The organism is Streptomyces virginiae (assembly GCF_041432505.1).
GTDB classification, from domain to species: Bacteria; Actinomycetota; Actinomycetes; order Streptomycetales; family Streptomycetaceae; genus Streptomyces; species Streptomyces virginiae_A.
This window is the reverse complement of the sequence record NZ_CP107871.1, coordinates 4,938,981-4,963,590: the sequence shown is the minus strand read 5'-3', so window position 1 is coordinate 4,963,590 and position 24,610 is coordinate 4,938,981. Positions and strand designations below refer to the sequence as shown.

Annotated in this window: 21 protein-coding genes and 1 pseudogene; 10 read left to right on the top strand and 12 right to left on the bottom strand. The window is 72.4% G+C overall.

Annotated features, from left to right (window positions below; all coding sequences use genetic code 11):
- The first annotated feature begins 44 nt into the window (after window positions 1-44).
- Entirely contained in the window at window positions 45-1,052 is a 1,008-nt protein-coding gene (gene trpS, locus OG624_RS23140; protein WP_033227097.1) for a tryptophan--tRNA ligase, read from the top strand.
- A gap of 47 nt (window positions 1,053-1,099) precedes the next feature.
- Here the strand turns inward: trpS and proC are convergent, their stop codons facing one another.
- The 5 genes from proC to OG624_RS23115 form a co-directional block, all read right to left on the bottom strand.
- On the bottom strand, window positions 1,100-1,909 hold the full coding sequence (gene proC, locus OG624_RS23135; RefSeq protein WP_033227096.1) for a pyrroline-5-carboxylate reductase: 810 nt from the start codon (window positions 1,907-1,909) through the stop codon (window positions 1,100-1,102).
- Window positions 1,910-2,009: 100 nt separating this feature from the next.
- Window positions 2,010-2,747 (bottom strand): ABC transporter permease, encoded by a 738-nt coding sequence (locus OG624_RS23130; RefSeq protein ID WP_033227095.1) that lies wholly within the window; start codon window positions 2,745-2,747, stop codon window positions 2,010-2,012.
- Window positions 2,744-3,607, bottom strand: a complete 864-nt coding sequence (locus OG624_RS23125; RefSeq protein WP_371639796.1) for an ABC transporter ATP-binding protein — start codon at window positions 3,605-3,607, stop codon at window positions 2,744-2,746. The genes OG624_RS23130 and OG624_RS23125 overlap by 4 nt, the downstream gene beginning before the upstream one ends.
- Before the next feature lie 102 nt (window positions 3,608-3,709).
- The gene (locus tag OG624_RS23120) at window positions 3,710-4,240 is read right to left on the bottom strand and encodes a hypothetical protein (RefSeq protein WP_033227091.1); all 531 of its coding nucleotides are present in this window, start codon (window positions 4,238-4,240) and stop codon (window positions 3,710-3,712) included.
- Between the two features lie 138 nt (window positions 4,241-4,378).
- Window positions 4,379-4,681, bottom strand: a complete 303-nt coding sequence (locus OG624_RS23115; RefSeq protein ID WP_033227088.1) for an SH3 domain-containing protein — start codon at window positions 4,679-4,681, stop codon at window positions 4,379-4,381.
- A 106-nt stretch (window positions 4,682-4,787) separates the two neighbouring features.
- Here OG624_RS23115 and OG624_RS23110 point away from each other — a divergent pair, with 106 nt between their 5' ends.
- The gene (locus OG624_RS23110; protein ID WP_371588212.1) at window positions 4,788-6,911 is read left to right on the top strand and encodes a serine/threonine-protein kinase; all 2,124 of its coding nucleotides are present in this window, start codon (window positions 4,788-4,790) and stop codon (window positions 6,909-6,911) included.
- A gap of 96 nt (window positions 6,912-7,007) precedes the next feature.
- On the opposite strand, the gene ilvD is transcribed toward OG624_RS23110, so the two are convergent.
- The 5 genes and pseudogenes from ilvD to OG624_RS23085 form a co-directional block, all read right to left on the bottom strand.
- Complete coding sequence (gene ilvD, locus OG624_RS23105) at window positions 7,008-8,858, bottom strand: dihydroxy-acid dehydratase (RefSeq protein WP_033227084.1); 1,851 nt, start codon at window positions 8,856-8,858, stop codon at window positions 7,008-7,010.
- Between the two features lie 122 nt (window positions 8,859-8,980).
- Window positions 8,981-9,610 carry a TetR/AcrR family transcriptional regulator gene (locus tag OG624_RS23100; RefSeq protein ID WP_033227098.1) on the bottom strand — a complete coding sequence of 210 codons (630 nt, stop codon included), beginning with the start codon at window positions 9,608-9,610 and terminating at the stop codon, window positions 8,981-8,983.
- Window positions 9,607-10,449 carry a sugar phosphate isomerase/epimerase family protein gene (locus OG624_RS23095; RefSeq protein WP_033227083.1) on the bottom strand — a complete coding sequence of 281 codons (843 nt, stop codon included), beginning with the start codon at window positions 10,447-10,449 and terminating at the stop codon, window positions 9,607-9,609. Before OG624_RS23095 ends, OG624_RS23100 begins: the two co-directional genes overlap by 4 nt.
- A 764-nt stretch (window positions 10,450-11,213) precedes the next feature.
- Window positions 11,214-11,489: pseudogene (locus OG624_RS23090) on the bottom strand (DUF3592 domain-containing protein); the annotation flags it as partial.
- 902 nt (window positions 11,490-12,391) lie between these two features.
- Entirely contained in the window at window positions 12,392-13,330 is a 939-nt protein-coding gene (locus OG624_RS23085; RefSeq protein WP_033219156.1) for a Ppx/GppA phosphatase family protein, read from the bottom strand.
- A gap of 171 nt (window positions 13,331-13,501) precedes the next feature.
- Between OG624_RS23085 and OG624_RS23080 the strand changes: the two genes are divergently transcribed.
- Window positions 13,502-14,254, top strand: a complete 753-nt coding sequence (locus OG624_RS23080; RefSeq protein ID WP_051763156.1) for a hypothetical protein — start codon at window positions 13,502-13,504, stop codon at window positions 14,252-14,254.
- Window positions 14,255-14,266: 12 nt separating this feature from the next.
- On the opposite strand, the gene OG624_RS23075 is transcribed toward OG624_RS23080, so the two are convergent.
- Complete coding sequence (locus OG624_RS23075; protein ID WP_033219158.1) at window positions 14,267-16,024, bottom strand: BACON domain-containing protein; 1,758 nt, start codon at window positions 16,022-16,024, stop codon at window positions 14,267-14,269.
- A 195-nt stretch (window positions 16,025-16,219) separates the two neighbouring features.
- Between OG624_RS23075 and radA the strand changes: the two genes are divergently transcribed.
- Complete coding sequence (gene radA / locus OG624_RS23070; RefSeq protein WP_371639795.1) at window positions 16,220-17,632, top strand: DNA repair protein RadA; 1,413 nt, start codon at window positions 16,220-16,222, stop codon at window positions 17,630-17,632.
- A gap of 192 nt (window positions 17,633-17,824) precedes the next feature.
- Window positions 17,825-18,949 carry a DNA integrity scanning diadenylate cyclase DisA gene (disA, locus tag OG624_RS23065; RefSeq protein WP_030727101.1) on the top strand — a complete coding sequence of 375 codons (1,125 nt, stop codon included), beginning with the start codon at window positions 17,825-17,827 and terminating at the stop codon, window positions 18,947-18,949.
- 164 nt (window positions 18,950-19,113) lie between these two features.
- On the opposite strand, the gene OG624_RS23060 is transcribed toward disA, so the two are convergent.
- Window positions 19,114-19,857, bottom strand: coding sequence for a hypothetical protein (locus OG624_RS23060; protein ID WP_349252283.1), 744 nt, complete (start codon window positions 19,855-19,857; stop codon window positions 19,114-19,116).
- Window positions 19,858-20,158: 301 nt separating this feature from the next.
- Here OG624_RS23060 and OG624_RS23055 point away from each other — a divergent pair, with 301 nt between their 5' ends.
- From OG624_RS23055 to cseC, 5 genes are all read left to right on the top strand, one after another.
- Window positions 20,159-21,112, top strand: coding sequence for an A/G-specific adenine glycosylase (locus OG624_RS23055; protein WP_371588209.1), 954 nt, complete (start codon window positions 20,159-20,161; stop codon window positions 21,110-21,112).
- A 184-nt stretch (window positions 21,113-21,296) separates the two neighbouring features.
- Complete coding sequence (locus tag OG624_RS23050) at window positions 21,297-21,857, top strand: SigE family RNA polymerase sigma factor (RefSeq protein ID WP_030010715.1); 561 nt, start codon at window positions 21,297-21,299, stop codon at window positions 21,855-21,857.
- 35 nt (window positions 21,858-21,892) lie between these two features.
- Window positions 21,893-22,525, top strand: coding sequence for a hypothetical protein (locus tag OG624_RS23045; protein ID WP_033219163.1), 633 nt, complete (start codon window positions 21,893-21,895; stop codon window positions 22,523-22,525).
- Between the two features lie 29 nt (window positions 22,526-22,554).
- Window positions 22,555-23,265 (top strand): two-component system response regulator CseB, encoded by a 711-nt coding sequence (gene cseB, locus OG624_RS23040; RefSeq protein WP_033219165.1) that lies wholly within the window; start codon window positions 22,555-22,557, stop codon window positions 23,263-23,265.
- Window positions 23,262-24,581 carry a two-component system sensor histidine kinase CseC gene (gene cseC, locus OG624_RS23035; protein WP_033219167.1) on the top strand — a complete coding sequence of 440 codons (1,320 nt, stop codon included), beginning with the start codon at window positions 23,262-23,264 and terminating at the stop codon, window positions 24,579-24,581. The genes cseB and cseC overlap by 4 nt, the downstream gene beginning before the upstream one ends.
- Window positions 24,582-24,610: the final 29 nt, after the last annotated feature.

Sequence of the window (24,610 nt, the reverse complement as noted above, 5' to 3'; positions counted from 1 at the left end):
GATGGCACCGACACCACACCACTCACACACAGGGAGAGCAGGACATGACGACGACTTCGAGGATCTTCAGCGGGATCAAGCCCACCGGCCACCTGACGTTGGGCAACTACCTGGGGGCCCTCCGCCAGTGGGTCGCCGCCGACCGGACGCCCGAGTCCGCGCTGTTCTGCGTCGTCGATCTGCACGCGCTGACCGTCGAGCACGAGCCGGCACGCGTACGAAGGCTGAGCCGCCAGGCCGCGACGCTGTTCCTGGCCGCCGGGCTGGATCCACAGCGGTGCACCCTCTTCGTGCAGAGCCATGTCGACGAGCACACCCGGCTGGCGTACCTCCTGGAGTGCACCGCCACCGACGGGGAGCTCCGGCGGATGATCCAGTACAAGGAGAAGGCGGCGAAGGCGCAGGTCTCCGGGGAGGGCGTGCGGCTGTCGCTGCTCACCTATCCCGTGCTGATGGCGGCCGACATCCTGGCGTACGGGGCGCAGGAGGTGCCCGTCGGGGAGGACCAGCGCCAGCACGTCGAACTGACCCGGGATCTGGCGGTGCGGTTCAACCAGCGCTACGGGCACACCTTCACCGTCCCGAAGGCCACGCTGCCGGCGGTGGCCGCGCGGGTCATGGACCTGCAGGACCCGACGTCGAAGATGGGGAAGTCGCACGAGAGCGGGGCGGGGATTGTCTATCTGCTCGACGAGCCCGGGGTCGTCCGCAAGAAGGTGATGCGGGCGGTCACCGACAGCGGGGACGACGGGGTGGTCTACGACCGGGAGGCCCGGCCGGGCGTCGCGAATCTGCTGGACATCCTGGCGGCGTGTACCGGGGGTGATCCGGCCGTGCTCGCCGAGGGGTACAGCGGCTACGGGGCGCTGAAGCGGGATGTCGCCGACGCGGTGGTCGAGCTGCTGCGGCCGCTGCAGGAGCGGCACGCGGAGCTGGCGGGCGATCCGGCGGAGGTGGAGAAGGTGCTGCGGGAGGGCGCGGAGCGGGCCAGGCAGCTGGCGCGGCCGGTGGTGGACCGGGCGTACCGGGCCATCGGGCTGCTGGAGCCGTGACGGGTGGGGGTCCCGCGAGCCGCGGGACCCCCACCGGTTCGGCTGTCTCAGCTGTTGCCGGAGGCGAGCTCGCGGCTGCGGTCGCGGGCCGCTTCGAGAGCGGCGATGAGGGCGGCGCGTACGCCGTGCTTCTCCAGCTCGACGATGGCGTTGATCGTCGTGCCGGCCGGGGAGGTGACGGCCTCGCGGAGCTTGACCGGGTGCTCGCCGCTGTCGCGGAGCATGACGGCGGCGCCGATGGCGGCCTGGACGATCAGGTCGTGGGCCTGGGCGCGGGGCAGTCCGAGGAGGATGCCGGCGTCGGTCATGGCCTCGACGAGGAAGTAGAAGTAGGCGGGTCCGGAGCCGGAGAGGGCGGTGGCCGCGTCCTGCTGGGACTCGGGGACGCGCAGGGTCTTGCCGACGCTGCCGAAGATCTCCTCGGTGTGGGCGAGGTGTCCCGCGGTGGCGTGGCTGCCGGCGGAGATGACGGACATGGCCTCGTCGACGAGGGCGGGGGTGTTCGTCATGACGCGGACGACGGGGGTGCCGGGGCTGAGCCGTTCCTCGAAGAAGGCCGTGGGAACGCCGGCGGCCCCGCTGATGACCAGGCGGTCGGCGGGGACGTGCGGGGCGAGCTCGTCGAGGAGCTTGGCCATGTCCTGGGGCTTGACGGTGAGGATGAGGGTGTCGGCGCGCTTGGCGGCTTCGGCGTTGGTGACGGCCTCGACCCCGTAGCGGGTGCGCAGCTCCTCGGCCCGTTCGGCGCGGCGGGCGGTGACGAGGAGCTTCGAGGCGGGCCAGCCGCCGCGGATCATTCCGCTGAGCAGGGCCTCGCCGATCTTGCCGGTACCGAGGACTGCGACTGTCTGGGTCATGCCCGATCCACCTCGCCGAACTGTGCTTGCGCGTGAGCTACGTATACGTCCTCATCCTTGCACCCGGGCGGGGAGCGGGGAGGTGCTGTCCGTAGTGCGGTCAGGGGGTGCGGCGGCGGAGGGTGACCGCGCCGAGGGCGAGGACGAGCAGGGCGCAGGTGGCGACGATCGCGGCGTCGCGGACGAAGTCGGCTGTCATGTCGGTGTGGGTGAGGACCTGGGTCATGCCGTCGACGGCGTAGGACATGGGCAGGACGTCGGAGAGGCCTTCGAGGACGGGGTGCATGGTGTCGCGGGCGGCGAAGAGGCCGCACAGGAGCAGCTGGGGGAAGATCACCGCCGGCATGAACTGGACGGCCTGGAACTCGGAGGCGGCGAAGGCGGAGACGAAGAGGCCGAGCGCGGTGCCGAGGAGGGCGTCGAGGAGGGCTACGAGGAGCAGCAGCCAGGGGGATCCGACGACGTCGAGGCCGAGGGCCCAGAGGGCGAGGCCGGTGGCGAGGAGGGACTGGAGGACGGCGACGGCGCCGAAGGCGAGGGCGTAGCCGGCGATGAGGTCGCCCTTGCCCAGCGGCATGGCGAGGAGGCGCTCCAGGGTTCCGGAGGTGCGTTCGCGCAGGGTGGCGATGGAGGTCACCAGGAACATGGTGATGAGGGGGAAGATCCCGAGGAGTGAGGCGCCGATGCCGTCGAAGGTCTTGGGGCTGCCGTCGAAGACGAAGCGCAGCAGCGTGAGCATCAGTACGGGGACCAGGAGCATCAGCGCGATGGAGCGCGGGTCGTGGCGGAGCTGGCGCAGGACGCGGGCGGCGGTGGCGGTGGTGCGGGCGGCGTTCATCGGGTCTGCTCCCGGATGGCGGTGACGTCGGAGGCGTTCGCGGCGACGGCGGCGGCGTCGGCGTTGGCGTTGGCGTTGGCGTTGGCGTTGGCGTTGGCTTCGTCGACGAGGCGCAGGAAGCCCTCCTCGACGGTGGTGGCGTGGGTGCGGGTGCGCAGTGCGTCGGGGGTGTCCTGGGCGAGGATGCGGCCCTCGCGCATGAGGAGCAGGTCGTGGCAGCGCTCGGCCTCGTCCATGACGTGGGAGGAGACGAGGATCGTGGCGCCGCGGGTGGCGGTGATGTCGTGGAAGAGGTTCCACAGGTCGCGGCGCAGGACGGGGTCGAGGCCGACGGTGGGTTCGTCGAGGACCAGGAGCTCGGGGGTGCCGAGCAGGGCGACGGCGAGGGAGACGCGGCTGCGTTGGCCGCCGGAGAGGTTGCCGGCGAGGGCACCGGCGCGGCTGGTGAGGTCGACGTCGGTGATGGCGCGGGTGACGGCGGCGGCGCGGCGGTCGGCGGCCGCTCGGCCGGGGTCGAGGACGGCGGCGAAGTAGTCGAGGTTCTGCCGGACGGTGAGGTCGTCGTAGACGCTGGGTGCCTGGGTGACGTAGCCGATGCGGGAGCGGAGCCGGGGGTGGCCGGCGGGGTGGCCGAGGACGTCGAGGGTGCCGGTGACGTGGGCCTGGGTGCCGACGATGGCGCGCATGAGCGTGGACTTTCCGCAGCCGGAGGGGCCGAGGAGGCCGGTGATGCGGCCGCGGGGCACGTCGAAGGCGAGGGAGTCGAGGACGGTGCGGGGGGTGCGGCCGGTGCCTCGGCGGACGGTCAGGGCATGGGCGTGGACGGCGGCCGGGTCTCCCTCGGCCTGCTTATTCATCATGTGATGAATAATGCTCCTGGCGGTGCCAGGACGTCAATCGTCGGGAAGGACGCGGGCGGGCCGCTGCTCGCCGCGGGCGCCGCCGGCGCCGCGCGGGGACGACTACTTCTTGCGCTTGGGGCGGCGGGCGGCCGGGTTGCCCGTACGGGTGCTGCGGCGGCGGGCGTATTCGACCTGGGCGCGCTCGTACTCGGCGCGGCGGAGCTTCTCGCCCGGCGCCTCCCCGAGGCAGCGCAGGAAGTACGCGATCAGGGAGCCGATGAAACCGATGGTCTTCAGGCCCTTGAGGGCGGCCTCGTCCGAGGACGGGGCGGGGCGACGGCTGAAGGAGGCCCAGGTCTTGGTGAAGGCGATCGAGCTGGCGATCGCGAACAGGACGACGACCGAGATGCTGAGGAAGGGGCCGACGTTGCCGATCTCCAGCCCCTCGTAGGCGAAGCGGAGCATCAAGGCGGAGGAGATGGCGGTGGCCAGCGAGCCGATGGCGAGGCCGACGCGGAGCAGGGCGTAGCCGCCGTCGTGCTCGACCCAGGTGGTGCCGAAGAACCGGATCGGCTCGGGCTGCGGGCCGGCGGGCACCGAGGCCTGCGCGGCCGGCTCGGCGGGGGTCTGGTCTCGCTGGTCGTCGCTCACATCAGCGATTATCCCCCGCCGGGCCGACCGGGCCGGGTGTGTCTCACGTGTCAGACGTGTCGGACGTGTCAGACGTGTCCGACGGGGCGCCGGCGTGCGGCGCCCCGTCCGCCGATCACCGCACTCCGCCCCGTGCGGTCAGCCGCACTGGTTGGTGACGTAGCCGTCGCTGCCGGTACGCACGTACGCGTCGGAGACGAACCGGCCGTTGCCGATGCAGTCCCAGATGTCCGTCGTGCCGTACGGACCCGAGACCGTGGTGCCCTCGCACTGGCAGCGGAGCGAGACGGTCGCGCCGAGCGGCAGGACCTCGATGACGGAGTAGTTGGTACCGGGACCGTTGCGGACGTTCAGCCGCGCGCCCGGGGCGACCGGGAACATCGGGTAGCCGGAGCCACCCGCCATGCTCTGGATTTGGCTCGAATCGTTCTCCACCGACATACGAAATCTCCCCCCATGGGCGTTGCCCTGCGCAACTCGCGCAGGGTAGCAGGACCTTGGAGATGCGCAGGGGTCATCGACTAGGCTCCGACGGGGGTGGTGAGCGGTGCATTCGCTGCGCGCGGACTACGTGGGATTTCCGGAGTACGCCGGGCAGTACCGGCTCGAATCGGTGCTCGGTTCCGGAGGGATGGGCGTCGTCCATCTGGCCACGTCCGACTCGGGGCTGAAACTCGCCGTCAAGATCGTGCACCCCGAACACGCGGTGGATCCGGAGTTCCGGGCCCGCTTCCGGCAGGAGGTCGCCGCCGCGCGGCGGGTGAGCGGAGCGTTCACCGCGCCCGTCGTGGACGCCGACCCCGATGCCGAACGGCCTTGGATGGCCACCCTGTTCATCGACGCGCCGACGCTCGCCGAACGCGTACGGGAACAGGTCCTCGACCCCGTCGAACTGACCCGGCTCGCCGCCGGCCTGGCCGAGGCCCTGCGCGACATCCACCGGGCCGGAGTGGTGCACCGGGACCTCAAGCCCAGCAACGTACTGATGGCTCCGGACGGCGTACGGGTCATCGACTTCGGGATCTCGCGTCCGGCGGACAGCGACCTGCGGACCGAGACCGGGAAGCTGATCGGCACTCCCCCGTACATGGCGCCCGAGCAGTTCCAACGACCCCGCGACGTGGGAACCGCCGCGGACGTCTTCGCCCTGGGATCCGTGCTCGTGCACGCGGCGACGGGACACGGCCCGTTCGACTCGGACAGCCACTACCTGGTGGCGTACCAGGTGGTGCACAGCGAGCCCGATCTGACCGGGCTGCCGCCACGGCTCGCCCCGCTCGTCGCCCGGTGCCTGGCGAAGGACCCGGCGGAACGGCCCACCGCCGAGGAGCTGATCGCCGAGATGCGGGCGATCGCGTACCCGACCGCCGAGGACACCCAGGCCTTCGTCCCCCGGCAGCGGCAGCCCGCCGAATCGGAGCAGATCACGCACCAGCGGGTGCGCGGCGCCGCCGCACCCGAGCCGACCGGCCGCCGCACCCGCCTGGTCGTCGGGATCGGGGTCGGGCTGCTGCTCACCGGCGTCGCCGCGGTCGCCGGGTACCAGCAGTTCGGACCGGACGCCGGACCCCGCGACCGGATCGCCACGCGGACCGAACCGGCGCCGCGGAAGACCTTCACCCCTTGGGCCGTCCCCTTGGGCAAGCCCGGTACGGGCAGCCGGATCGGGGCCTGCTCCTGGCAGTCGGCGGCTCTCTACTGCGCCGGGCCCGGCCTCGTCGCGGCCCGACTGGACCCCGCGGACGGCACCACCGTGTGGGCGATGGAGGCCACCACCCAGGCGCCCCGGACGACGGCCGTCGGCGCGCCGGTCCACGCGGGCGGGCGGGTACTCGTCGTGGCACCCGGCAGCGAGACCCTCCAGGCACTGGACCCGGGCACGGGAACGGAGACCTGGCGGCGCAAGCTGCCGGGCGGCTCACAGGTGGTGACCGCCGGCGGGCAGGTCCTGCTCGTGGGAACGACCGGCAGCGTCACCGCGCTGGACGCGGCCACCGGCACAGAGCGCTGGACCCGGCGGATCGGCGGGACAGGCGCCGAGTGGTGGGGCGGCACCGACGAGTCCGGAACGCCCGGGCTGTACGTGGCGACGCCCGGGAGCGACAGCGGGTCGACCCAGCTCGCCGCGGTGGACCCGGCGGACGGAAAGGTCCGCTGGCAGATCCGGACGGCGGGGCGGCTGCGCCCGGTCGGCGTGGCGCGGGGCGGGCTGTTCCTGCTGGACCTCGACGCGTCCTCCCGGACCGGCGCGGTCGTGCGCGTCGACCTGGCGGCGCACGGGGTGCAGCAGGTGCGGCTGACGGCGCCGGTCTACGACGCGGAGCCGACGGTGGGCCAGGACGGCACCGTGTACCTGTTCGGGACCTCCGGCACGCTGGTCGCGATCGGCACGGCCAAGGAGCAGTGGCGGCTGGAGACGGGCGTGGCCGTGGCCTCACGGCCGGTGTTCGCCGACGGCCGGGTGTTCCTGGCGGCCCCGGACGGACGGCTCTTGGCCGTCGACGCGGTCAGCGGGCGACCGGCGGGACAGACCGAGCCGCGCATGGCCGACAACGGTGCCAAGTACACCTCCACCCTGCCCGCGCCCGTGGTCGGCGGCGGCCAGGTGTTCACGGGTGCGCCCGACGGGACGGTGTTCGCGGTGGGGGCGGGGAATCCGGGCGCCTGGTGAGACGGCGGCGCCCCCGCACCGGAGGGTGCGGGGGCGCCGGCGGGGTGCCTGCGGAGTCGGCCGTCGACCCAGGGTCGCCGGCCCCAGCCAGGGTCGTCAGCCCAGGAGGGAGACGTCGCGGACCGCGCCCTTGTCGGCGCTGGTGGCCATCGCGGCGTAGGCGCGCAGGGCCGCGGAGACCTTGCGCTCACGGTTCTTCGGGGCGTACACGCCGCCGAGGGCCTCGTGGCGGGCCGCCAGCGTGGCCTCGTCGACGAGGACCTCGATGGACCGGTTCGGAATGTCGATGCGGATCCGGTCGCCGTCCTCGACGACCGCGATGGTGCCGCCCGAGGCCGCCTCCGGGGAGGCGTGGCCGATGGACAGGCCCGAGGTACCGCCGGAGAAGCGGCCGTCCGTCACCAGCGCGCAGACCTTGCCGAGGCCGCGGCCCTTGAGGAAGGAGGTCGGGTAGAGCATCTCCTGCATACCGGGTCCGCCGCGCGGGCCCTCGTAGCGGATGACGACCACGTCGCCCGCCTTGATCTCCTTGCGGAGGATCTTGTCGACGGCCTCGTCCTGCGACTCGCAGACGACCGCCGGACCCTCGAAGGTCCAGATCGACTCGTCGACACCGGCGGTCTTCACGACACAACCGTCCTCGGCGATGTTGCCGCGCAGGACGGCGAGGCCACCGTCCTTGGAGTACGCGTGCTGCACCGAGCGGATGCAGCCGCCCTCGGCGTCCAGGTCGAGGGTCTCCCAACGCCGGGACTGGGAGAAGGCGGTGGCGGAGCGCTCGCAGCCGGGGCCCGCGTGCCACAGCTCCATGGCCGTGTCGGTGGCCGTGCCGGAGCGGGCGTCCCACTTCGCCAGCCAGTCCTCCAGGCCCTCCGAGTGGACGGTGGTGATGTCCTTGTTGAGGAGACCGCCGCGGTGCAGCTCGCCCAGGATCGCGGGGATGCCACCGGCGCGGTGGATGTCCTCCATGTAGTACGTGCCGCCGGGCGCCACGTTCGGCGCGACCTTGGCCAGGCACGGGACCCGGCGCGAGACGGCGTCGATGTCGGTGAGGTCGTAGTCCAGGCCCGCTTCCTGCGCCGCGGCCAGCAGGTGCAGGATCGTGTTCGTCGAGCCGCCCATCGCGATGTCGAGGGCCATGGCGTTCTCGAAGGCCTCGCGGGTGGCGATGTTGCGCGGCAGGACGGACTCGTCGCCGTCCTCGTAGTAGCGCTTGGTGATCTCCACGACCGTGCGGCCGGCGTCCTCGTACAGGGCGCGGCGGGCGGTGTGCGTGGCGAGGACCGAACCGTTGCCCGGGAGGGCCAGGCCGATGGCCTCGGCGAGGCAGTTCATCGAGTTGGCGGTGAACATGCCGCTACAGGAGCCGCAGGTGGGACAGGCGTTCTCCTCGATGCGCAGCACGTCCTCGTCGGAGACGTTCTCGTTGGAGGCGTCGACCATGGCGTCGATCAGGTCCAGCTTGCGGACGGTGCCGTCGACGAGGGTCGCCTGACCGGCCTCCATCGGGCCGCCGGAGACGAAGACGACCGGGATGTTGAGGCGCATGGCGGCCATCAGCATGCCGGGGGTGATCTTGTCGCAGTTGGAGATGCAGATCAGCGCGTCGGCGCAGTGCGCCTCGACCATGTACTCGACCGAGTCCGCGATCAGGTCGCGGGACGGGAGGGAGTACAGCATGCCGCCGTGACCCATGGCGATGCCGTCGTCGACCGCGATGGTGTTGAACTCGCGGGGGATCGCACCGGCGGCACGGATGGCGTCGGAGACGATCCGACCGACCGGGGCCAGGTGCGTGTGACCGGGGACGAACTCGGTGAAGGAGTTGGCGACCGCGACGATCGGCTTGCCGATGTCCGCGCTCGCTACGCCCGACGCGCGCATCAGCGCACGCGCGCCTGCCATGTTGCGGCCGTGGGTGACGGTGCGGGACCTCAGCTCGGGCATGCGGTTTCACTCCCCATGAGTGCGGCTGTACGGTCAGCCGCGACTGCGGATATGGCTCAGATACGAGGCTACGCCCACCGCCCGCGATCCGGACAGCATGTCCGGATGCCGGGACGGAAGGCTCATTCCTCGGTCAGGTACCGCTGGAGGGTGGGCGCCACCAGCGCCACGATCTTCTCCGGGTCGGCGGATGCCAGGGGCTCCACCTGGACCACGTAGCGCAGGATCGCGATGCCGACCATGTGGGAGGCGGCGAGCTCGGCCCGGAAGGTCGGGTCCGGGACGTCGAGATCGGCGGCGACCCGCGCCAGCAGCCGGCGCAGCACCAGCTCGCGCAGCACCTTGGCGGCGGCCTCGTGCGTCAGCGCGGAGCGGATCACGGCGAGCAGCGGGACCCGGGTGACCGGGTTCTCCCAGACGCCGAGGAAATAGCGGGCCAGGCGCTCGCCGACGCCGTCCGGGCCCTCGCCGATGACCGCGGGGACCACCAGGGCGGGCTCGATGCTCACCTCGATGGCGGCGGCGAAGAGATCGTCCTTGCTGCCGAAGTAGTGGTGCACCAGCGCCGGGTCGACACCGGCGACCTTCGCGATGCCGCGCACGGACGTCTTGTCGTACCCGCGCTCCGCGAACACCTCACGGGCGGCGAGCCGGATGCGCTCCTGGGTGCCGGGGCCGTCGTCGGCCTCGTCCTGTCGGGGCCGGCCGGGGCCACGACGGCGCGGCTTGGGCGCGTCCGGGGTGTCGCTCACCACCGGCGGGCCCTGTCGCGCTCGGTGGTGGGGGTGGCGGTGGTGGCGAGGTGCAGGCGGGTGAAGGCCAGCGCCTCGGCGAGATCGGCCTCGCGCTCGGCGGAGGACATCGCCCGACGGGTGTTGACCTCGATCACCACGTGCCCGTCGAACGAGGTCCGCGCGAGGCTCTCCAGCAGCTCGGCGCAGGGCTGCGTGCCGCGGCCCGGAACCAGGTGCTCGTCCTTGGCCGAGCCGTTCCCGTCGGCGAGGTGGATGTGCGCGAGCCGGTCGCCCATGCGGTCGATCATCGCGGTGGCGTCGGTACGGGCGGTCGCGGTGTGCGACAGGTCGACGGTGAAGTGGCGGTAGTCGTCCTTCGTCACGTCCCACTCGGGGGCGTACGCGAGCATCTCGCGGTCGCGGTAGCGCCACGGGTACATGTTCTCCACGGCGAACCGCACGTCGGTCTCGTCGGCCATCCGCCAGATGCCGGAGACGAAGTCCCGCGCGTACTGGCGCTGCCAGCGGAACGGCGGATGCACGACCACGGTGCTCGCCCCGAGCCGCTCGGCCGCGGCCTGGGCGCGCTGGAGCTTGGTCCACGGATCGGTGGACCAGACCCGCTGGGTGATCAGCAGACAGGGCGCGTGCACGGCCAGGATCGGCACTCCGTGGTGGTCCGACAGGCGGCGCAGGGCGTCGACGTCCTGACTGACCGGATCCGTCCAGACCATCACCTCGACGCCGTCGTAACCGAGGCGCGCGGCGATCTCGAAGGCGGTCGCCGTCGACTCCGGATACACGGAGGCGGTGGAGAGGGCGACTTTCGCGCTCGGGACACGGACTGGTTCTGCCACGGAGACAGGGTACGGGCCCAGAACGCCCGCTGACCGTGACGGCGACCACGCGGGGGGCTTCAGGGGGCGGGGCGGGGGCTTCGGGACGGCGGGAGCTGCTGGGGCGGGGTCGGGGAGGTGGGGCGGGGGTGAGGGCGGCGGGGTCCACTCGATCCGCATCAGGGAGGGGTATGGGGGTTTCCCGTCAGTCCCATCGTCCCTCCGGGTCGGGCCGGTCCCTCAAGGGCGCTCGTTCCTCGCGTCGCTTCGCGATGGCCTTCGGCCACCCTTGACCGACCGTCCCGCCCCGGAGAAACGAAAGACTGCCGAGAAGCCCCCAAAAGAACGAGCCGGTCCAAGGCGCGAAGGACGGGGACATCACAGACCGCGAGGGGGATCCCCGTGGGCACGGTCTCGAGGCGGGGCCCACGGAAGGCCGGCCGGTTTCGGGGGAAGCGCGTCCGATCGCTACGCGCTCCTCATCTCTCAGCGTCCGACGACCGGCTGTGGCCGGACATAAGCCGCCCACGACCCCAGGCATTCCGCGCTCACCGCGTCCGACGACCGGCTGTGGCTGGACATAAGCCGCCTCAGATCGCTACGCGCTTCTCCGATGACCGCGACCTGAGGCTGTCCGGGGCACATGAAGGGGGTGGAGAAATCGTTCGCATTCAGAGGGTGACCAGTCGCACGAGCAGGACCGTCACCGTGCCGGCCGCGAGGAGCGACCCCAACGCGGTGAACAGCTGATCGAGGACCTTCCCGTCCATGCCCACGATGAAGAACCGGCTCGGCTTTTCGGGGTCGTATCGGACCGTGACGGAAGCCCCTACGCGAAAGGCCTTGGGAACCTTCCCGCGGCCGAACCTGGATGTGTGCTCGCAGGCGCGCCCATCCCTGGACGTCCATGCCGCGACCGGGTGGTAAAAGGTGCCGCCCTCACTGCCCTCGCTGGTCTTGTGTCGAACGATTCGCCCCACGGCGATGGCACCTTCGCGTCGCAGCGAACTCAGATGACGCAGGCCGGACACACCGAAAGCGAGGAAGCCTAGGCCGAGCATCAGGGGGATGGGGGAGAAGAGCCATTCAGGTCCCATGATCCATGCGACGCAAACGCCGAGGTGCCGGTTGCGACCTCTCCCAGGCGTCGGACAACGGCTATTCCGTCGTGGATGCGAGTCAGCGCGCATAGGCGACCCGAAAGGCCGACGCTTTGCGGCATTTGCCCCACATTGGGGGTGGGTTTCTGACGTGTTGCGCGCGCTGACCCCCATCCACGACGGATCAGCCGAGCTGTTGGCCGCACATCCCTCCCAGCGCGTCTCATCAACCCCTGACAACCGGTGGTCGCGGTCCAGGAGAGGCCCGTGGCGATCCGAGGCGGCCTATGCCCGGCCACGGCCGGTCGTCGGACGCAGGTCGAGGATCGGATCACGGTCCTGGGCGGCTTATGCCCAACCCCAGACGGTCGTCGGACGCAGGTCGAGCACCGGATTACGGTCGTGGGCGGCCTATGTCCAGCCCAGGACGGTCGTCGGACGCTGAGACGTCAGGAGCGCGTAGCGATTGGACGCGCCCCAACGCCCCAGGACGCGTCTTTCATCTGCCCCGTCTCGGGACCGTGCCCACCAGGGCCGGCCTGGGGGGCTGTGATGTCCCCGCCCCTCGTACCTTCGACCGGCTCGTTCTTTTGGGGGCTTCTCGGCAGTCTTTCGTTTCTCCGGGGCGGGACGGTCGGTCAAGGGTGGCCGAAGGCCATCGCGAAGCGACGCGACGACGAAGGAGGAGCGCCCTTGAGGGACCGGCCCGACCCGGAGGGACGATGGGACTGACGGGAAACCCCCATACCCATCACTGATGCCGCCCGAGCGGACCCCGCTCCCCGAAGCCACCGCCCCACCCTCCCGACCCCGCCCCAGCAGCTCCCGCTGTCCCGAAGCCCCCGCCCCGCCCGACCCGCCCCTCACGCCTCCGGTGCCGGCATGTGGTCCAGCCTGCGAAGGATCACGCCCTCGCGGAGGGCCCAGGGGCAGATCTCCAGTTCCTCCACGCCGAAGAGGTCCATCGCGCCCTCCGCGACCAGGGCTCCGGCGAGGAGCTGGTTCGCGCGGCCCTCCGAGACGCCCGGGAGCGCCGAGCGTTGGGCCGTGGTCATCGCCGCCAGGCGCGGGACCCATTCCTCCAGGGACTTGCGGCTCAGGTCCCGCTGCACGTACAGGCCGTCCGCCGAGCGGGCCGCGCCCGCGATGCGGGCCAGCTGCTTGAAGGTCTTCGAGGTCGCCACCACGTGGTCCGGCGCCCCGAAGCGGCTGAACTCGCCGACCGTGCGGGCGATCTCCGCCCGCACGTGCCGCCGTAGCGCCCGGATGTCCAGCGCGTCCGGCGGGTCGCCCGGGAGCCAGCCCGAGGTGAGGCGCCCCGCGCCCAGGGGGAGGGAGACGGCCGCGTCCGGGTCCTCGTCGATGCCGTACGCGATCTCCAGCGAGCCGCCGCCGATGTCCAGGACCAGCAGTTTCCCGGCGGACCAGCCGAACCAGCGGCGGGCCGCGAGGAAGGTGAGGCGGGCCTCGTCCTCGCCGCTCAGCACCGGCAGGTCGACGCCGGTCTCGGCCTTGACCCGGGCGAGGACCTCGTCCGCGTTCGTGGCCTCGCGTACGGCGCTGGTCGCGAAGGGGAGGACGTCCTCGCACCCCTTGTCCTCGGCGGCCTGGACGGCGTCAGCGATCACCGAGACGAGACGCTCGACGCCCTCGGGGGTGACGGCGCCGCGCTCGTCGAGCAGCTCCGCCAGCCTCATCTCCACCTTGTGCGAGTGCGCCGGCTGCGGGCGCGCACCGGGATGCGCGTCCACCACCAGCAGATGGACCGTATTCGAACCCACATCCAGCACACCGAGTCTCATAGGGGGAAACGCTACTGCGAGGAAGACTCGGGGGTTGAGTAAGGGGCGCATAGGCTTGGCTTTGTGCCAAATACGAAGAAGGCCAACAAGACCCGGTCGCAGAAGGACACGGGCAAGGACACCGGCAAGGGCAAGGCCAAGGCCGACGCCAAGAGCGGTAAGGACAAGACCGTGGTCGCGGCCGACGAGAAGGGGCTCGACTTCCCCCGGGCCTGGGTGGAGTTCCCCGATCCCGCCGACGACGAGCAGGTCTTCCGCTGTGACCTGACCTGGCTGACCTCCCGCTGGACCTGCATCTTCGGCAGCGGCTGCCAGGGCATCCAGGCGGGGCGGGCCGACGACGGTTGCTGCACGCTCGGCGCGCACTTCTCCGACGAGGACGACGAGAAGCGCGTCGCGCAGCACGTGGCCCGGCTGACGCCGGAGCTGTGGCAGTTCCACGACGTAGGCAGCGAGGGCGGCTGGACGCAGCACGACGACGACGGGGAGAAGCAGACCCGCCGCTGGGACGGCGCGTGCATCTTCCTGAACCGGCCGGGGTTCCCCGCCGGGGCCGGTTGCTCGCTGCACATCCTCGCGGTGAAGGAGGGCCGGGAGCCGCTGGAGACCAAGCCCGACGTCTGCTGGCAGCTGCCCATCCGTCGGACGTACGAGTGGATCGACCGGCCGGACGACACGCGCGTGCTGCAGGTGTCGATCGGTGAGTACGACCGCCGCGGCTGGGGGCCGGGCGGCCACGACCTGCACTGGTGGTGCACGTCGGCGACCTCCGCGCACGGGGCCGGCGAGCCGGTGTACGTGTCGTACCGCCCCGAGCTGACGGAGCTGATGGGCAAGGAGGCCTACGACGAGCTGGTGAAGCTGTGCGAGGCGCGCCTGGCCTCGCTGCTGCCGATGGCCCCGCACCCTGCGGATCCTGCCTGACCGCAGGCGCGGTCAGGGGCCCGGTGACACCGACGGGGCCGGGTCCGGGGCGGGGGAAACCGTTCCGCCTGAGCCCTCCGTCGGGGTCGGCGTGGGCGTCTCGGACGGCGGCGGGATCGTCGGCTCCGTCGGGGTCGGGGTGGGCGGTTGGGTCGGGTCCGGCGAGGGCGTCGGCGTCGCGGGCTGTGTCGGGTCGGGGGTGGGCGGGGGCGTCGCCGCGGGGCGGCCGCGGCCCTGGATGGAGACCACCGCGCCGCTCGGGTCGACCCCGACCCGGGCCCGCCAGGCGCCGACGGGCTGGCCCTCGGGGTCCACGGCGATCCGTAGGGTGACCGATTCTCCTGGGGCGAGCGTGCCCGCGGTCCGGCTCGCGCGCAGCCAGGGGGCGTCGGACCAGAGCCGCCAGTCCACGGGGGCGCCGCCGGTGGCGGTGAGGGTGAGCAGGGTGACGGCGCCCTGGGCGGATGCGGCCACGGTGAGGCGGCCCGGGTCGCCGGCCTGGTCGGGGGTGGCGGGCGGGCCGCTGCTGATGACCTCGACGGAGACGTCGGAGGTGGTGTCGCTCTGGGCGAAGCCGGGGCCGCCGGTGGTGGCGGCGGCGTTGCCGGTGTTCTCGTAGGCGGTCAGCGGGCGGCCGTCGGTCCGTGCGGTCGGGAGCTCGGACTCGCTGGAGGAGATACGGGTGGGGTCGCCGACGGCGGGCTCGCCGGTGTCGGGTCCGCCGCGGTACGCCGCCCACAGGGCCAGGACCGGGGCGGCGACGACGGTGGCGACGACGGTGGTGGTCACCACGCGGGCGCGCAGCCGGTCGCGGCGGGCCACGCGGTCCTTGGGGTCCATGGGGAAGCCGGTGCGGTCGAAGCGTGGGGCGGGTCGGCGGACGCGGCCCCGGCCGGAGCGGAGCATCGCGGCGTGGACGGCGGTGCGGGGGGCCGGTACGAGGGGGAGCGCGGCGGAGTTGATGCCGGCGGAGCCGGGCCAGGGGCCGGCGGCGCCCACGCGTTCGGCGACGCGGCGGCAGCGGGGGCAGTCGTCGACGTGGCGGACGAGTTCGGCGCGCAGGGTGCTGGAGAGCAGGACGTTGCCGTCGCCTTCGTCGCCGGTGAGCCGGGAGACGCTGGGGCAGTTGCCGGTCTCGACGACGGCGAGGGCGGCGCGGGTGCGTTCGACCTCGCAGGCGGCGCCGGAGAGCAGCTCGCGGGCGGTGGCCGCGGGGGTGCCGAGGACGGCGGCGAGTTCGGGGACGCCGAGGCGGTGGCGGACGGCGAGTTCGAGGGCTTCGCGCTGTTCGGGTGTGGTGCCGGCGGCTTCGGGCCAGGCGAGCCGGGCCAGCTCGGTACGGCGGTAGGCGCTCACGTCAAGGGGCCGGTGGGCGTCCTGACCGCGGTCGGGTGCGGTGTCACCGCCCGGCGCACGGTCACGCTGGGTGTGCTCCGGCGCACGCCGGGCGGAATGCGCTCCCTGCCGCGCGCGCCGCTGCTCGGCCAGCCGGTGCAGGCAGCCCCAGCGGGCGAGGGCGTAGAGCCAGGCGCGCCGGTCCCCCTCGTCGGGGCAGCGGCCGGGATGCCGCTCGGCCACGGCGAGGACGTCCCCGAGCACGTCGGTCGCGGTGTCGTGGTCGCACAGGACCGACAGGCAGTACGTGAACAGGCCGTCCAGGTAGGGCTCGTGCCGGAACGGCGGCGGCTGCTCGGCCTCGTGGGGCATGCGCCCGTGCGCCCGGTGTGCGCCGGTGCGCGCTGAGGAGTGTGCCTGGTTGCTGCTGTTCACCTGGCGACCGTAGGCGGCGCGCCGGTGACGCCCTGGAAGCCTTCGCCACTTTTAGCCCTTACGGGTGAACAGATCGGTGAGGCGCTGACGCGGGCCCTGACGTGGTCGGACCGGTGAGGAGCGGGTCGAGGCGGCCGGGCCCCGTCGTCGGCACCGCGGTCCGGCTTGTCGGTGCGGGCGGCTACCGTGAACGCCATGGCTGCCCGCACCGCTCGTTCATCCGCCAAGGACCGGCCGTCCTACCGCTGCACCGACTGCGGCTGGACGACCGCGAAGTGGCTCGGTCGCTGTCCCGAGTGCCAGGCCTGGGGCACGGTCGAGGAGATGGGCGCGCCCGCTGTGCGGACCACCGCCGCCGGCCGGGTCTCCACCGCCGCCCTGCCGATCGGGCAGGTCGACGGCCGGACCGCGACCGCCCGCAGCACCGGCGTGGACGAGCTGGACCGCGTCCTGGGCGGCGGGCTCGTGCCCGGCGCCGTCGTCCTGCTCGCCGGCGAGCCCGGCGTGGGCAAGTCGACCCTGCTGCTGGACGTCGCGGCGAAGGCGGCCAGTGACGAGCACCGCACGCTGTACGTGACGGGCGAGGAGTCGGCGAGTCAGGTGCGGCTTCGGGCCGACCGGATCAACGCCCTGAGCGATCACCTCTACCTCGCCGCCGAGACCGATCTGTCCGCCGTGCTCGGGCATCTCGACGCCGTGAAGCCCTCCCTGCTGATCCTGGACTCCGTACAGACCGTCGCCTCCCCGGAGATCGACGGGGCGCCCGGCGGCATGGCCCAGGTGCGGGAGGTGGCCGGGGCACTGATCCGGGCCTCCAAGGAGCGCGGCATGTCCACCCTCCTCGTCGGCCATGTGACCAAGGACGGGGCCATCGCCGGTCCCCGACTGCTGGAGCACCTCGTGGACGTGGTGCTGAGCTTCGAGGGCGACCGGCACGCCCGGCTGCGGCTGGTGCGCGGCATCAAGAACCGGTACGGGGCCACCGACGAGGTCGGCTGCTTCGAGCTGCACGACGAGGGGATCACCGGGCTCGCCGACCCGAGCGGGCTGTTCCTGACCCGGCGGGCCGAGGCCGTTCCGGGCACCTGTCTGACGGTGACTCTGGAGGGCAAGCGCCCGCTGGTCGCCGAGGTGCAGGCGTTGACCGTGGACTCGCAGATCCCCTCCCCCCGGCGCACGACCTCGGGCCTGGAGACCTCGCGCGTGTCGATGATGCTGGCGGTGCTGGAGCAGCGCGGCCGGATCACGGCGCTCGGCAAGCGCGACATCTACAGCGCCACCGTGGGCGGGGTGAAGCTCACCGAGCCGGCCGCCGACCTGGCGATCGCGCTCGCGCTGGCCTCCGCCGCCAGTGACGTCCCGCTGCCGAAGAACCTCGTCGCGATCGGCGAGGTAGGTCTGGCCGGCGAGGTGCGGCGGGTGACCGGCGTGCAGAGGCGGCTCGCGGAGGCGCACCGGCTGGGGTTCACGCACGCGCTGGTCCCGGCGGATCCCGGCAAGGTGCCGGCCGGGATGAAGGTCATCGAGGTCGCCGACATGGGCGACGCGCTACGGGTGTTGCCGCGCGGCCGCTCGCGTACGCCCGCCAAGGACCGGTCCGAGCAGTAGCCGAGCCGGGGGACGATCCCCTGGTCAGGGGGTCCGCCAGGGGGGTCGGGAAGGGCCCTCCCGGGCCCTACCTGGCCAAGCCACGACGGGGCCGCGGCGCGCGCCGGTAGACTTTGTGCTGGTCCGCCCGGCCGTACGCACGTCCTCGTGCCCGCGGCGCTGGGCGGCGCAACCCGCGACCGGAGGAGTGCAGTGGCAGCCAAGGACGGGGCAGCAGCATCCGGGAAGTCGGGCGCGAGCTCCAAGCAGGAGGCCATGATGCGCGCCTCGCTGAGCGCGGTCGCACCTGGTCAGCCGCTGCGTGACGGCTTGGAACGGATCGTCCGCGGCAACACCGGCGGGCTCATCGTCCTGGGTATGGACAAGAGCGTCGAGGCGATGTGCACCGGTGGCTTCGTCCTGGACGTGGAGTTCACCGCGACCCGGCTGCGCGAGCTGTGCAAGCTCGACGGCGCGCTCATCCTCGACAAGGACATCACCAAGATCCTGCGGGCCGGTGTGCAGCTGGTGCCGGACGCGTCGATCCCGACGGAGGAGACCGGTACGCGCCACCGTACGGCCGACCGCGTCTCCAAGCAGTGCGGTTTCCCGGTGGTGTCGGTGTCGCAGTCGATGCGGCTGATCGCGTTGTACGTGGACGGGGAGCGGCGGGTGCTGGAGGAGTCCGGGGCGATCCTGTCGCGGGCGAACCAGGCGCTGGCCACGCTGGAGCGTTACAAGCTGCGCCTGGACGAGGTCGCGGGCACGCTGTCGGCGCTGGAGATCGAGGACCTGGTGACGGTCCGCGACGTGACGGCGGTCGCGCAGCGGCTGGAAATGGTCCGCCGGATCGCGACCGAGATCGCCGAGTACGTGGTCGAACTGGGCACGGACGGGCGACTGCTGTCGCTGCAGCTGGACGAGCTGACGGTCGGGATCGAGCAGGAGCGGGAGCTGGTCATCCGGGACTACGTGCCGGAGCCGACGGCGAAGCGTTCCCGCACGGTGGACGAGGCGCTGGCGGAGCTGGACGCGTTGACGCATCCGGAGCTGCTGGAGCTGGCGATCGTGGCGCGGGCGCTGGGGTACACGGGCTCGCCGGAGACGCTGGACTCGGCGGTGTCGCCGCGCGGGTACCGGCTGCTGGCGAAGGTGCCGCGGCTGCCGGGCGCGATCATCGAGCGGCTCGTGGAGCACTTCGGCGGGCTGCAGAAGCTGCTGGCGGCTTCCGTGGACGACCTCCAGGCCGTGGACGGGGTGGGCGAGGCCCGCGCCCGGAGCGTCCGCGAGGGCCTGTCCCGTCTGGCCGAGTCGTCCATCCTGGAGCGGTACGTCTAGCCTGCGGCTCTGCTCGACCGATCGGTGGGGCTGCCCTGCCCGTTCGGCCTGCGCGCCGCGCCGGGGCTCCGCCCCGCACCCCGCACCCCGCGCCTCAAACGCCGGCGGGGCTGGGGGTGCCGAGCAGCACCGGCGAGGCTGGGAGTGCCGCTGAGAGTTTCGGGTCAGTCCTGCTTGAGGACGAACGAGGTGCGGGCCACCGGCATGCCCGGGGCCTTGACCTCGACCACGTAGGTGTCGGGGGCCGCGGACCCGGCCGGAGGTGTCTGGCACTGGTCGGCCGCGCTGAACCTACGGTCCCAGTCCAGCGCCTGCTTGGTCTCGCCCTGCGCCGGGAGGCGGAAGAAGGCGTTGCCCGCGCCGGCCGGGCAGTCCGCCGAGGACCAGACGGCCTTGCTGCTGCTCGCCTGAAGGATGGTCAGGACGGCCTGCTTCGGGCCGAGGTCGATCTTGCAGGTGGTTCCGGAGGTGTTGCGTGCGACCAGTTCGAGGCGCGGCTTCTCGTTCGCCTCGTACTCGTTCTTCACGCTCTTGACCTCCCACTGCAGGGAGCCCGGCGCGCAGGTGGGGAGTGCGGAGTCCGCGGGGACCGGAGCCGGGCCGCCCGCGGCGCCGCCGGAGCCGGAGCCCGAGCCGCCGTTCGCGCCCGAACCGCCGCCCGGTTCACCGTTCTTGCCCGCGCCGCCCGTGGAGCCGCCCTGGGAGCCGGTGCTCCCGCCGCTGCCGGACTCGGGGCGTCCGCCGGGGGCCGCGCTGATCGCGGGGCCGGTGCCGGCCGGACCCGGGGTGATCGACGTGACGGGGTCGGGGCCGCTCTGGCCCTTTCCGTTCGTACTCGTCCTCCCCCCGCCGGAACTGACGGTCCATACGGCGAGGAGCGCGAGGAGCGCGACAACGGAAGCCAGCACAGCCCTCCGTCGCCAGTAGATGGAGGAGGGGAGCGGCCCGACCGGATTGCGCAGAGATCCCACGGACGGAACTTTACGAGAGTTCGCGGCCCGATCAGTGCCCCACATGCCGCGTGGAGGTTTTGATTTGCCGATGATCATCCTGCGGGCGCAATCGAGGGGCCGAGATCCGGCCAAGGGGTTGATGCGGAGATCGATCCGCTTCGCGTACGCCGGGTGAGCACGGACAGCGCCGACCGTCGTTCGCCGGCCCGGGTCCGGCGCGCCGAGGGAGGCGAAACGTGCCAGGATGCCGTCTGCCATGACTGCATCTCCCGCTTCCTCCACGGCCGTATCCCCCGACTCCTCCCACGCGCTGCACTCCCCCGTCATCGCGTGGTTCGACGAGCATGCCCGCGACCTGCCCTGGCGCCGCCCCGAGGCGGGCCCCTGGGGAGTGATGGTCAGCGAGTTCATGCTCCAGCAGACGCCCGTCAACCGGGTCCTGCCGGTCTACGAGCAGTGGCTGGCCCGGTGGCCCCGCCCCGCGGACCTGGCCGCCGAGGCCCCCGGCGAGGCCGTACGGGCCTGGGGCCGGCTCGGTTACCCGCGCCGCGCGCTGCGGCTGCACGGGGCGGCCGTCGCCATAACGGACCGGCACGGGGGCGACGTACCGCGGGAGCACGCGCAGCTGCTGGCCCTGCCCGGGATCGGCGAGTACACGGCGGCGGCCGTGGCCTCCTTCGCGTACGGGCAGCGGCACGCCGTCCTCGACACGAACGTCCGCCGGGTCTTCGCGCGCACCGCGAGCGGGGTCGAGTACCCGCCGAACGCGACGACCGCCGCCGAGCGGCGCCTGGCCCGGGCCCTGCTGCCCGAGGACGAGGGCACGGCGGCCCGCTGGGCGGCGGCCTCGATGGAGCTCGGCGCGCTGGTGTGCACCGCCAAGAACCCCGACTGCGCGCGCTGCCCGGTGGCCGGGCTGTGCGCGTGGCGGCTCGCCGGGAAGCCCGCGCACGAGGGTCCGCCGCGGCGCGGCCAGACGTACGCCGGGACCGACCGACAGGTGCGGGGCAAGCTCCTCGCCGTGCTCCGGGAGGCGGTGGGCGCCGTTCCGCAGGCCGTGCTCGACACGGTCTGGGACGAGCCCGTGCAGCGGGCCCGGGCGCTGGACGGGCTGGTCTCCGACGGGCTGGTCGAGCCCCTGGACGGCGGCTTCTACCGGCTTCCGCAGGGTCGCCCCCAGGTCGCCCCGCAGATCCTCCCCCAGGCCTGACCGAAACTGACCCTGAGATTCCGCTTCCTGCCGGTAAACCCCAGCTCACGCGGGCTGTTACACAACCTATGGGTGTCCGTGCGTCCACCGAAGGCTGGCTCGCACAGGCCCGTGACAACCCCTCCGTACCTTCGAATCCGTAGGACACGGGGATGAGCGGTTGGACGGGTGGAGGCGGTCTCAGATGGCGCACGGTGAGGTGCTCGGTTTCGAGGAGTACGTACGCACGCGGCAGGACGCGCTGCTGCGCAGTGCCCGACGCCTGGTCCCGGACCCCACGGACGCGCAGGACCTCCTGCAGACCGCGCTCGTGCGCACCTACGGCCGCTGGGACGGCATCGCCGACAAGTCCCTGGCCGACGCCTACCTGCGCCGGGTCATGATCAACACTCGTACGGAGTGGTGGCGCGCCCGCAAGCTCGAAGAGGTCCCCACCGAGCAGCTCCCCGACGCCTCCGTCGAGGACGGCTCCGACCAGCGTGCCGACCGGGCCCTCCTCATGGACATCCTCAAGGTTCTCGCACCCAAGCAGCGCAGTGTGGTCGTGCTGCGACACTGGGAGCAGATGAGCACCGAGGAGACGGCAGCGGCGCTCGGAATGTCGGCGGGAACCGTGAAGAGCACTCTGCACCGCGCGCTGGCCCGCCTCCGGCAGGAGCTGGAGAGTCGGGATCTGGACATGCGCGCGCTGGAGCGCGGTGACCACACCATGCGGTACGAGGGGCGTGAGCGGTGCGCGGCCTGAACGGCCAAGGTTTGTCCGGAGGTTCTCTGGTACTGATGTCGGCGGGGACGGTCGTCCTCGTCGGCACAGCCGTGTTCGCGGTCGGGTGCGCCACGGGCGGCACCGGCCTGCGCGACGGCGGTCCGGCCCGCCCCGAGGCCGTGGCCAAGGCCACCCCCTCGGGGCCCGCACCCGAGGACTCCGTCTCGGCGTCGTCGGGCCGGCCGTTGAAGAAGGTCGACCCCGTCGGGCTGCTGATGAAGGACCCCAAGGTCAGCACCGAGGTCAAACGGGACCTCAAGCCCTGCTCCGGCAAGGAGTACCCGGTGGACGTGAGCTACGGGAAGGTCACCGGCGGTCCCGTCGTCGACATCGTGGTGAACGTCCTGTCCTGCGCCGATGCCTTGGGCCGCGGAACGTACGTGTACCGGTCGGACGGAGCCACGTACGAGAATGTCTTCTCGGACGAACAGCCACCCGTCTACGCGGAGATCGACCGGGGCGACCTGGTGGTCACGAAGCAGGTCTACGGAAAGAGCGACGCGCTCGCCTATCCGTCGGGCGAGGACGTGATCACGTACCGCTGGAACGGGGAGAAGTTCACCGAGCAGGACCGAGTTCACTCGGAGTACAGCAATGTGGTCGACGGCGGAGTTCCGCCCGCCCCGGCCACGAGTCAGAAGAACTGAGCACAGAAGAACCGAGGCGAGGCTCCCGCATGGCCGAGACCCATGTCCTGTTCGTGGAGGACGACGACGTCATCCGTGAGGCCACGACCCTGGCGCTGGAACGCGACGGGTTCGTGGTCACGGCCATGCCCGACGGTCTGTCCGGACTGGAGTCCTTCCGCGCGAACCGGCCGGACATCGCCCTGCTGGACGTGATGGTCCCCGGCATGGACGGCGTGAGCCTGTGCCGTCGCATCCGCGACGAGTCCACCGTCCCGGTCATCATGCTGTCGGCGCGCGCCGACAGCATCGACGTGGTGCTGGGCCTGGAGGCGGGCGCCGACGACTACGTCACGAAGCCCTTCGACGGCTCCGTCCTGGTGGCCCGGATCCGCGCGGTGCTGCGCCGCTTCGACCACTCCGGCGGCCCCCAGAACGGCTCGAACGCGGCCGACAACGGCTCGGACCCCGACCGCGGGGTGCTCTCCTTCGGCGACCTGGAGGTGGACACCGAGGGCATGGAGGTCCGCCGGGCGGGCGCCGCCGTGGCCCTGACCCCGACCGAGATGCGGCTGCTGCTGGAGTTCTCCTCCGCCCCCGGCACCGTGCTGTCGCGCGACCGCCTGCTGGAGCGGGTGTGGGACTACGACTGGGGCGGCGACACCCGCGTCGTGGACGTCCACGTCCAGCGACTGCGCACCAAGATCGGTCAGGACCGCATCGAAACGGTCCGGGGCTTCGGATACAAGCTCAAGGCATGAGACGGTTCACCCTCCGCACGGGGATCCGCTGGAAGATCACGGTCGCCATCGCCTCCGTGGGCGCCCTCGTCACGATCGCGCTGAGCCTGGTCGTGCACAGTGCTGCCCGCGTGTCGATGCTGGAGAGCGCCCGTGAAGTGCAGCTGGACCGCGTGCAGTTCATCTCCCGCAACGCCGACGCCGGCCGCAAGCCGCCCATGGGGGCCAAGCTCAACGATCCCGAACTGCCCGCCGAGCTGCGGCGCAAGGCGCAGTCGGGACGGCGCGGGACCTACATCCAGGAGCGACCGCACGGGGCGCCCGAGGTATGGGCCGCCGTGCCGCTCGGGAACGGGCAGGTGCTGTCGCTGCACACGCCGTTCCGGGACGGCGCCAACAATCTGATCGCCGACCTGGACCGGGCCCTGGTCATCGGCGGCCTGTCCGCCGTGATCGGCGGCTCGGCGCTCGGCGTGCTCATCGGCGGGCAGATCTCCCGCCGGCTGCGCAAGGCCGCGGCCGCCGCGCAGCGCGTGGCGCACGGCGATCCCGACGTCCGCGTACGGGACGCGGTCGGCGGTGTCGTGCGGGACGAGACGGACGACCTCGCGCGGGCCGTGGACGCCATGGCCGACGCCCTCCAGCAACGGCTGGAGGCCGAGCGGCGGGTGACCGCGGACATCGCGCACGAGTTGCGGACTCCGGTGACGGGCCTGCTCACGGCTGCGGAACTGCTGCCCCCGGGGCGGCCGACGGAGCTGGTGCGGGATCGGGCCCAGGTGCTGCGCGCCCTCGTCGAGGACGTGCTGGAGGTGGCCCGGCTGGACAGCGCCTCGGAGCGGGCGGAGCTCCAGGACGTGGCGCTGGGCGAGTTCGTGAGCCGACGGGTGACGTCGCTGATGCCGGAGGCGACCGTACGGGTCGTCGCGGACGAGATCGTCAGCACCGACCCGCGGCGCCTGGAGCGGATCCTGGGGAACCTGCTGGCCAATGCCGCGCGGTACGGGCGGCCGCCGATCCAGGTCGACGTCGAGGGCCGGGTCGTACGGGTCCGCGACCACGGGCCGGGCTTCCCGGAGGCGCTGCTGCGCGAGGGGCCGAGCCGCTTCCGTACCGGGTCGACGGACCGCGCGGGTGTGGGGCACGGGCTGGGTCTGACCATCGCCGAGGGCCAGGCGCGGGTGCTGGGCGCCCGGCTGACCTTCCGTAACGTGGCCGCCCGGGGCGGCTCGGAGCGCGAGGGTTCGGCGGCCGGCGCGGTGGCGGTCCTGTGGCTGCCGGAGCACGCGCCGACGGCGACGGGCAGCTTCCCGATCCTCAAGCTGCCGCAGGGCTGAACCGGGGCGGGTGGGGCGGGACGGGTACC